Here is a 9,486-nt window from a genome sequence, read left to right as displayed (position 1 = left end):
CCAGCTCCCACAGGTACAGCACAGCATTCAGAACCTGTGGTGATCCTGTGGGAGCTGGCTTGCCGGCGATAGAGCCAGAACAGGCAACCCACCCCTCAAAAACAAAAGCCCAATAAATTCAACCTCTTGGCGAACCCTATGGATTCCCGCTAGCATCCGCCCAGCCATTTGCGCCAATAATAAGTCCAAGCCCGCAGCGCCCAACCATCGAGGCCAGCATGTACATCTATCGTTTGGTCCTGCTTCTGGTCGTGGGGATCTACCTGTTCTCCCCGGCCATCATGGACTGGTGGATCGAACCGACCGGAGCCTGGTATCGCCCTTACCTGCTCTGGCTGATCCTGATCGTCGTCACCTTCATCCTGCAGAGCCAACGAGATGCCGATGAGCTTTAGCCTGACCCAGATGATCCTGATCAGCGCCGCGTACCTGATGGTGTTGTTCGGCGTGGCCTGGATCAGCGAGCGGGGGTTGATCCCGCGCTCGATCATTCGCCACCCGCTTACCTACATCCTGTCGCTCGGCGTGTACGCCAGTGCCTGGGCTTTCTATGGCTCGGTGGGCCTGGCCTACCAGTACGGTTACGGTTTCCTTGCCTGTTACCTGGGGGTGTCCGGCGCGTTCCTGCTGGCGCCGGTGCTGCTCTACCCGATCCTCAAGATCACCCGTACCTACCAGCTGTCCTCGCTGGCCGACCTGCTGGCGTTCCGTTTCCGCAGCACCTGGGCCGGGGCACTGACCACCATCATCATGCTGATCGGCGTGCTGCCCTTGCTGGCCCTGCAGATCCAGGCGGTGGCCGACTCGATAAGCATCCTTACCGGTGAGCCGGTCAAGGCACGGGTGGCCTTCGCCTTCTGTGCGCTGATCATCCTGTTCACCATCTTCTTTGGTTCCAGGCACATCGCCACACGCGAAAAGCATGAAGGGCTGGTGTTTGCCATCGCCTTCGAGTCGGTGATCAAGCTGCTGGCCCTGGGCGGTATCGGCCTGTACGCCCTGTATGGCGTATTCGGCGGCCCGCACGAACTGGAAGTGTGGTTGCTGCAGAACCAGACCGCCCTGGCGGCTCTGCATACGCCCCTGCAAGAAGGCCCATGGCGCACCTTGCTGCTGGTGTTCTTCGCATCGGCCATCGTCATGCCGCACATGTACCACATGGCCTTCACCGAAAACCTCAACCCGCGCTCGCTGGTCAGCGCCAGCTGGGGGCTACCGTTGTTCCTGCTGCTGATGAGCCTGGCCGTGCCGCTGGTGCTATGGGCCGGCCTGCGCCTGGGCGCCACCACCAACCCCGAGTACTTCACCCTGGGCCTGGGGCTTGCCGCCAACAACCAGGCGCTGGCGCTGCTGGCCTACATCGGCGGCTTGTCGGCTGCCAGCGGGTTGATCATCGTCACCACCCTGGCGCTGTCGGGCATGGCCCTCAACCACCTGGTGCTACCGCTGTACCAGCCGCCGGCCGAAGGTAACATCTACCGTTGGCTGAAGTGGACCCGCCGCGCGCTGATCGTCGCCATCATCACCGCCGGGTTCATGTTCTACCTGACCCAGAACAACCACCAGAGCCTGGCCAACCTGGGCATCGTCGCCTTCGTGGCCACGTTGCAGTTCCTGCCGGGCGTGCTGTCGGTGCTGTACTGGCCGACCGCCAACCGCCGCGGCTTCATCGCCGGCCTGCTGGCCGGCACCCTGGTGTGGATGGTGACCATGCTACTGCCACTGCTGGGCAACCTGCAGGGCTTCTACATCCCGCTGCTGGACATGATCTACGTGCTGGACGACACCAGCTGGCACATGGCGGCCATCGCCTCGCTGGCGGCCAACGTGCTGCTGTTCACCCTGATCTCGCTGTTCACCAACGCAAGCAACGAAGAGGTCAGCGCCGCCGAAGCCTGCGCGGTGGACAACGTGCGCCGCCCGCAACGCCGCGAGCTGCACGCCGCCTCGCCACAGGAATTCGCCACCCAACTGGCCAAGCCGCTGGGCGCCAAGGCCGCACAGAAGGAAGTGGAACAGGCTCTGCGCGACCTCTACCTGCCGTTCGACGAGCGCCGTCCCTATGCCTTGCGCCGCCTGCGCGACCGCATCGAGGCCAACCTGTCCGGCCTGATGGGGCCGAGCGTGGCCCAGGACATGGTCGAGACCTTCCTGCCGTACAAGTCCGGTAACGAAAACTACGTGACCGAGGACATCCACTTCATCGAAAGCCGCCTGGAAGACTACCACTCGCGCCTGACCGGCCTGGCCGCCGAGCTCGACGCCCTGCGCCGCTACCACCGCCAGACCCTGCAGGAACTGCCCATGGGCGTCTGCTCGCTGGCCAAGGACCAGGAAATCCTGATGTGGAACAAGGCCATGGAAGAGCTCACCGGCATCGCCGCCAAGCACGTGGTCGGCTCACGCCTGGTCACCATCAGCGAACCCTGGCGCGGCCTGCTGCAAGGTTTCATCAATGTGCCCGACGAGCACCTGCACAAGCAGCGCCTTGCGCTGGACGGCCAGCCGCGCTGGCTGAACCTGCACAAGGCGGCCATCGACGAGCCGCTGGCCCCAGGCAACAGTGGCCTGGTGCTGCTGGTAGAGGACCTTACCGAAACCCAGGCGCTGGAAGACAAGCTGGTTCATTCCGAACGCCTGGCCAGTATCGGCCGCCTGGCTGCCGGCGTGGCTCACGAGATCGGCAACCCGATCACCGGCATCGCCTGCCTGGCGCAGAACCTGCGCGAGGAGCGTGAGGGCGATGGCGAAATCATCGAGCTGTCCAGCCAGATTCTCGAACAGACCAAGCGGGTATCGCGCATCGTCCAGTCGCTGATGAGCTTCGCCCATGCCGGCGGCAGCCACCAGAACAGCGAAGAGCCGGTATGCCTGGCCGAAGTGGCGCAGGATGCCATCGGTCTGCTGGCGTTGAATCGGCGCAATTTCGAAGTACAGTTCTTCAACCTCTGCGACCCTGAGCACTGGGCCGAAGGGGACCCGCAGCGCCTGGCCCAGGTGCTGATCAACCTGCTTTCCAACGCTCGCGACGCCTCGCCGCCCGGCAGCGCCGTGCGTGTGCGCAGCGAAGTCAGCGAGCACACCGTCGACCTGATCGTCGAGGATGAGGGCAGCGGGATCCCGAAGAACATCATGGACCGCCTTTTCGAGCCCTTCTTCACCACCAAGGACCCGGGCGAAGGAACCGGACTGGGGCTCGCTCTGGTCTATTCCATCGTGGAAGAGCATTATGGGCAAATCACCATCGACAGCCCGGCCGATATCGAACGGCAACGTGGCACCCGGATCCGCGTGACCCTGCCCCGGCATGTCGTAGCGACGTCCCCTGAAATTCGAGACCGTCGAGAGAATTGAATCAATGCCGCACATTCTGATCGTCGAAGACGAAACCATCATCCGCTCGGCCTTGCGTCGCCTGCTCGAACGGAACCAGTACCAGGTCAGCGAAGCCGGCTCGGTGCAGGAAGCCCAGGAACGCTTCAGCATTGCCACCTTCGACCTGATCGTCAGCGACCTGCGCCTGCCCGGCGCGCCCGGCACCGAACTGATCAAGCTCGGCCAGGGCACCCCAGTGCTGATCATGACCAGCTACGCCAGCCTGCGCTCGGCGGTAGACTCGATGAAAATGGGCGCGGTGGACTACATCGCCAAGCCCTTCGACCACGACGAGATGCTTCAAGCGGTGGCGCGTATCCTGCGCGACCGGCAGAACGCCCCGGCAGCCGCACCGGCGGCCGAGCCACGCGCCACCAATGGCAAGGCCGCCCCGGCCGACAAAGGCAGCGCGGCAGCCGCCAATGGCGAAATCGGCATCATCGGCTCCTGTCCGCCAATGCAGGACATGTACAGCAAGATCCGCAAGGTCGCGCCCACCGATTCGAACGTGCTGATCCAGGGCGAGTCGGGCACCGGTAAAGAGCTGGTCGCACGCGCCCTGCACAACCTGTCGCGTCGGGCCAAGGCACCAATGATTTCGGTGAACTGCGCAGCCATCCCCGAGACACTGATCGAGTCCGAGCTGTTCGGCCACGAGAAAGGCGCGTTCACCGGCGCCAGCGCCGGGCGCGCTGGCCTGGTGGAAGCTGCCGATGGCGGCACCCTGTTCCTCGACGAAATCGGCGAACTGCCGCTGGAAGCCCAGGCCCGCCTGCTGCGCGTGCTGCAGGAAGGCGAGATTCGCCGGGTGGGTTCGGTACAGTCGCAAAAGGTCGATGTACGCCTGATCGCCGCGACCCACCGCGACCTGAAGAACCTGGCCAAGGCCGGCCAGTTCCGCGAAGACCTCTATTACCGCCTGCACGTGATCGCGCTGAAACTGCCTGCCCTGCGCGAGCGCGGCAGTGACGTCAACGAGATCGCCAGCGCCTTCCTCGCCCGCCAGAGCGCGCGCATCGGCCGCGACGACTTGCACTTCTCGGCCGAAGCGGAGCAGGCCATTCGTCACTACAGCTGGCCGGGTAACGTGCGAGAGCTGGAAAACGCCGTGGAGCGTGCGGTGATCCTCAGCGAGAGCGCAGAAATTTCCGCGGACCTGCTGGGCATCGACATCGAACTCGGCGACCTGGAGGAGGACGAAATCCTCGACAACGCCCTGGTCGTGGCCAGTACGGCAAATGCCAGCCATGAACCGACCGAGGACCTGTCGCTTGAGGACTACTTCCAGCACTTCGTGCTCGAGCACCAGGACCACATGACCGAGACCGAGCTGGCCCGCAAGCTCGGGGTCAGCCGCAAGTGCCTGTGGGAACGCCGCCAGCGCCTGGGCATCCCGCGGCGCAAGAGCAACGCTACCAGCGAGTAACCGTGTTGCCTGGGCGGGAGGCTCCTCCTGCCCTCATCCCTCTCTATGTGCCATTCCGGCCGCTTCGCGGGTGAACCCGCTCCCACAGGAATTTCACTGCCCTCAAGGTGGTGCGGTCCCTGTGGAAGCCGGCTTACCGGGATTTAGCGAAATCTGCGCCGTTCCCGTGGGAGCGGGTTCACCCGCGAAAGGGCCAGCAAAGCCAGCGCACACACCCCAGGTAACACTTCAGCCCCCGCAAAAATCTGTTACCCAAGCTTTCCGCCGTAACAGTTCCCGAGGCGTACGGTAACGAAATTTCGACATTTTCGACCGCCGCTAAACCGCTCACCAGCTCCAACCCCTTGATTTTACTGGGCTTGCAAAAGTTGGCACGGCACCTGCTATATGTCTGGTACAAGAACAATAACAAGCACTGCAACTCAGAATAAGAACAAGACGAAACGGCTCACGCACAATAAAAACAAGACGGCGGAGGCGCAGCTAACTGATTCTTTTGGAGAGGATGCGTGTTTGGGGCTTGCCCCACAACCAGGCAGAGAACAATAAAAACTGCACTAAAAAGCAGCGCCTGAACTGGTTGGATCGACAGATCAACGTGACATCAGCGGCCAAAGCAATCCGTTTGCTCTTAACCCCTGGATTGGGGGTCGTCCACAAGCTTCGAGATTTGTGGGCAGGGCACTCAACAAAAACAAGAAGCCCAGCAAAAAAACAATAAGAGCACGCAACGACTTCTTGGGGAGCTTAGGCTCCCCTTGTCGTTTCTACCCTTCCCGCAGGCACCCTGCTACCCGCCTACACCATTCCTTGAGTAAATGCTAGAATCCCCGCCCATCATGCGGCCATTCTCCTATTCTTGGCCGAACATTCCTTCAAACAGTGCATCCCATGCTGAAGAAGCTGTTCCAGTCGTTCCGCCCGCCCGTACCGGGCCCGCACCACAGGCGCACCACGCCTGAGGTGATCAACAAGAGCCAGCACTCGCTGCAACGCCATCAGTTCAGCCGCCATGCGGTGAGCATCGTGGAACGCCTGCAGAACGCCGGTTACCAGGCTTACCTGGTCGGTGGCTGTGTCCGCGACCTGATGCTGGGCATCACGCCGAAAGACTTCGATGTCGCCACCAGTGCCACCCCCGAACAGGTCCGTGCCGAATTCCGCAACGCGCGCATCATTGGCCGCCGCTTCAAGCTGGTCCACGTGCATTTCGGCCGTGAGATCATCGAAGTCGCCACCTTCCGCGCCCACCACACGGAAGACGACCAGGGCGACAGCCACCGTTCGTCGCACAATGCCAGTGGTCGCATCCTGCGTGACAACGTGTACGGCACCCTGGAAGAGGACGCGCAACGTCGCGACTTCACCATCAACGCCCTTTACTACGACCCGGTCAGCGAGCGCATCCTCGACTACGCCAACGGCGTGCACGATATCCGCAACCGCCTGCTGCGCCTGATCGGTGACCCTACCCACCGCTACCAGGAAGACCCGGTGCGCATGCTGCGCGCGGTGCGTTTCGCCGCCAAGCTCGACTTCGGCATCGAAAAGCACACGGTCCAGCCGATCCGAGAGCTGGCTCCACTGCTGCGCGAAATTCCACCGGCGCGCCTGTTCGAAGAGAGCCTCAAGCTTTTCCTCTCGGGCCAGGGCGCCATCGCCTTTGAAATGCTGGTCGACCTGCAATTGTTCGAGCCGCTGTTCCCGGCCAGTTCACATGCCCTGGACGAACGCCCGACCTACACTCACACGCTGATCAGCCAAGCGCTGAACAACACCGACCTGCGCGTGAAGCAAGGTAAACCGGTAACCCCGGCCTTCCTCTTCGCCGCGCTGCTGTGGCCAGCCCTGCCTGCCCGCGTGTTGCACCTGCAGAACCAGGGCGTACCGCCGATACCGGCCATGAACGGTGCGGCCCACGACCTGATCGCCGAGCAATGCGCACGCATCGCCATCCCCAAGCGTTTCACCCTGCCGATCCGCGAGATCTGGGACATGCAGGAGCGCCTGCCTCGCCGCAGCGGCAAGCGCGCCGACATGCTGCTGGACAACCCTCGCTTCCGTGCCGGCTACGACTTCCTGCTGCTGCGGGAAAGCGCCGGCGAAGAAACCGACGACCTTGGCCAGTGGTGGACCGATTACCAGGATGCCAACGACAGCGAGCGTCGCGAGATGATCCGCGAACTGGGTAGCCGCGACGAAGGTACCGGTGCCGGCCCGCGCAAACGCAAGCGTAGCGGTGGCAAGCGCAAGCGCAGTGGCGACGAGGCGTTCGAGTGAGTACCCGCGCCTATATCGGCCTGGGCAGCAATCTGGACGCACCTGCCGAGCAGCTGCGTAGCGCCTTGCAGGCCCTCGACCAGGTCGAAGCCACGCGTCTGGTGGCGGCCTCGGCCCTGTACACCAGCGATTCACTGCTGCCTGGCCAGCCGCGCTACACCAATGCCGTCGCCGCCCTGGACACTGCCTTGGCGCCGCTGGACCTGCTCGATGCACTGCAGGCTATCGAAAACGGCCAGGGCCGCGTGCGCAAGGAGCGTTGGGGCCCGCGCACACTGGACCTGGACATCCTGCTGTTCGGCGACCAGGTGCTCGACGAGCCGCGCCTGAAAGTGCCGCATTACCACATGCATGCCCGGCCTTTCGTGCTGTACCCGCTGGCAGAACTGGTACCGGGCGATTTCCGCCTGGCCGATGGCCGCGCCCTTGCGCAACTGCTCGACGACTGCCCGTTCGTCGGCCTGGAACGCCTGTAAACCGGGCGTTCCAGCCTTGCGCACTGGCGCGGTAACGCCAGTAACACCCTGATCGTAACAATGCGGTAACAGGGTGATTGACTTCCCCCACCTCGCTCACGACTATAGGCGTCCCGTGTGGCACCAAAGTGCCGCATACCCGTATTTAGGCCCGGACGGACCTGTGCCCGAACATCACGCGCGATGATGTGCCGCTCCGGAAGATGACTACACGCGTTGAATGCAGTCGTTTTTTACAGCGCCTGAACGAGGAATTTCCTACATGCCTGAAGTAACCCTGACCACCCTCAATGGCCTCAAGGCCAAGGGTGAAAAAATCACCATGCTGACCTGCTACGACGCGACCTTCGCCAAGGTCGCCAGCCAGGCCGGTGTAGAAGTGTTGCTGGTGGGCGACTCGCTGGGCATGGTCCTGCAAGGCCACGACAGCACACTGCCAGTGACCACCGCGGACATGGCCTACCATACCGCCAGCGTCAAACGTGGCAACGACGGCGCCCTTATCCTCGCCGACCTGCCGTTCATGGCGCATGCCACCCCGGAGCAAGCTTTCGCCAACAGCGCCACGCTGATGCAGGCCGGCGCCCACATGATCAAGATCGAAGGTGCTGCCTGGCTGGCCGAGACCATCCGCCTGCTGGCCGAGCGTGGCGTGCCGGTGTGCGCGCACATGGGCCTGACCCCGCAGACTGTCAACGTGCTGGGCGGCTACAAGGTGCAGGGCCGTCAGGAAGCCCAGGCCCGACAGATGCGCGCCGACGCCATCGCCCTGGAACAGGCCGGTGCGGCCATGCTGCTGCTCGAATGCGTGCCCAGCGAACTGGCGGCGGAAATCACCAGTGCCGTGGCCATCCCGGTGATCGGCATTGGCGCCGGCAGCGGCACCGATGGCCAGGTACTGGTCCTGCACGACATGCTCGGCCTGTCGCTGAGCGGCCGGGTACCTAAATTCGTGAAGAACTTCATGCAAGGCCAGCCGGATATCCATAGCGCTCTCGTCGCTTACGTCGAGGCGGTCAAGCAAGTCAGCTTCCCAGGCAGCGAACACGGGTTCAGTGCATGAATACAGTCAAGACCGTCCGCGAACTGCGCGCCGCAGTCGCCCGCGCCCGCGGTGAAGGCAAGCGCATCGGCTTCGTGCCGACCATGGGCAACCTGCACAGCGGCCATGCCGCCTTGGTGACCAAGGCTGCGCAGCGCGCCGATTTCGTGGTCGCCAGCATCTTCGTCAACCCGCTGCAGTTCGGCGCCAACGAAGACCTCGACAAGTATCCGCGCACCCTGGCCGCCGATCAGGAGCGCCTGCTCCAGGCTGGCTGCAATCTGCTGTTCGCGCCCAGCGTCGAAGAGATGTACCCCGACGGCATGAGCGTGCAAACCCGCGTCAGCGTGCCCGGCCTTTCCGAAGGCCTGTGCGGCGCCAGCCGGCCCGGGCATTTCGAAGGCGTGGCCACCGTGGTCAGCAAGCTGTTCAACATGGTCCAGCCCGACCTTGCCGTGTTCGGTGAAAAGGACTTCCAGCAGCTGGCGGTGATCCGCGCCATGGTGCGCGACCTGAACATGCCGATCCAGATCATCGGCGAGCCTACCGTGCGGGCCGAGGACGGCCTGGCGCTGTCGTCGCGCAATGGTTACCTCACGCCTGAGCAGCGTGCTGCGGCGCCAGCGTTGTACCGCACGCTGCAGCACATCGCTGCTGCCATCGAACGTGGCCAGCGGGACTTTGCCGCGCTGGTTGCCGAAGGCCAGACACAGTTGACCACCGCTGGTTTTCGGCCGGATTACCTGGAAGTGCGTCATGCCGTTAGCCTGCGCCCGGCAGTGATCGATGATCGAGACCTGGTGGTAATTGCGGCGGCTTACCTGGGTAATACACGGTTGATCGACAACCTGTACCTGCATGTGGAAGAAAAGACCGCGTAACGGCCT

The 9,486-nt window shown here is 63.3% G+C and carries 7 protein-coding genes; all 7 read left to right on the top strand.

Going from position 1 to position 9,486, the window contains the following annotated elements:
• Positions 1–218: 218 nt before the first annotated feature.
• The gene (locus tag ACK1U9_RS06150; protein ID WP_003250005.1) at positions 219–395 is read left to right on the top strand and encodes a hypothetical protein; all 177 of its coding nucleotides are present in this window, start codon (positions 219–221) and stop codon (positions 393–395) included.
• Positions 379–3,354: a sensor histidine kinase gene (locus tag ACK1U9_RS06145; RefSeq protein ID WP_173015123.1), complete on the top strand. Its 2,976-nt coding sequence runs from the start codon at positions 379–381 to the stop codon at positions 3,352–3,354. Before ACK1U9_RS06150 ends, ACK1U9_RS06145 begins: the two co-directional genes overlap by 17 nt.
• A 4-nt stretch (positions 3,355–3,358) precedes the next feature.
• Positions 3,359–4,801: a sigma-54-dependent transcriptional regulator gene (locus ACK1U9_RS06140; protein WP_046613115.1), complete on the top strand. Its 1,443-nt coding sequence runs from the start codon at positions 3,359–3,361 to the stop codon at positions 4,799–4,801.
• An 891-nt stretch (positions 4,802–5,692) separates the two neighbouring features.
• Positions 5,693–7,081, top strand: coding sequence for a polynucleotide adenylyltransferase PcnB (locus ACK1U9_RS06135; RefSeq protein WP_449109771.1), 1,389 nt, complete (start codon positions 5,693–5,695; stop codon positions 7,079–7,081).
• A complete protein-coding gene (folK, locus tag ACK1U9_RS06130) occupies positions 7,078–7,557 on the top strand; it encodes a 2-amino-4-hydroxy-6-hydroxymethyldihydropteridine diphosphokinase (protein ID WP_046613117.1) in 480 nt (159 codons plus the stop codon). Before ACK1U9_RS06135 ends, folK begins: the two co-directional genes overlap by 4 nt.
• 262 nt (positions 7,558–7,819) lie before the next feature.
• The gene (gene panB / locus ACK1U9_RS06125) at positions 7,820–8,620 is read left to right on the top strand and encodes a 3-methyl-2-oxobutanoate hydroxymethyltransferase (protein WP_046613118.1); all 801 of its coding nucleotides are present in this window, start codon (positions 7,820–7,822) and stop codon (positions 8,618–8,620) included.
• Entirely contained in the window at positions 8,617–9,480 is an 864-nt protein-coding gene (gene panC, locus ACK1U9_RS06120; protein WP_046613119.1) for a pantoate--beta-alanine ligase, read from the top strand. Before panB ends, panC begins: the two co-directional genes overlap by 4 nt.
• Positions 9,481–9,486 lie beyond the last annotated feature (6 nt).

Source organism: Pseudomonas sp. XP1 (assembly GCF_053557675.1).
The sequence above is the reverse complement of the archived record's forward strand: the minus strand, read 5'-3'. Positions and strand labels throughout refer to the sequence as shown.

What these genes read in the sequence shown, in the direction of transcription:
- panB (WP_046613118.1), top strand. Translation starts at nt 7,820, where the DNA reads ATGCCTGAAGTAACCCTGACCACCCTCAATGGCCTCAAGGCCAAGGGT.
- ACK1U9_RS06150 (WP_003250005.1), top strand. Translation starts at nt 219, where the DNA reads ATGTACATCTATCGTTTGGTCCTGCTTCTGGTCGTGGGGATCTACCTG.
- ACK1U9_RS06135 (WP_449109771.1), top strand. Translation starts at nt 5,693, where the DNA reads ATGCTGAAGAAGCTGTTCCAGTCGTTCCGCCCGCCCGTACCGGGCCCG.
- ACK1U9_RS06145 (WP_173015123.1), top strand. Translation starts at nt 379, where the DNA reads ATGCCGATGAGCTTTAGCCTGACCCAGATGATCCTGATCAGCGCCGCG.
- ACK1U9_RS06140 (WP_046613115.1), top strand. Translation starts at nt 3,359, where the DNA reads ATGCCGCACATTCTGATCGTCGAAGACGAAACCATCATCCGCTCGGCC.
- panC (WP_046613119.1), top strand. Translation starts at nt 8,617, where the DNA reads ATGAATACAGTCAAGACCGTCCGCGAACTGCGCGCCGCAGTCGCCCGC.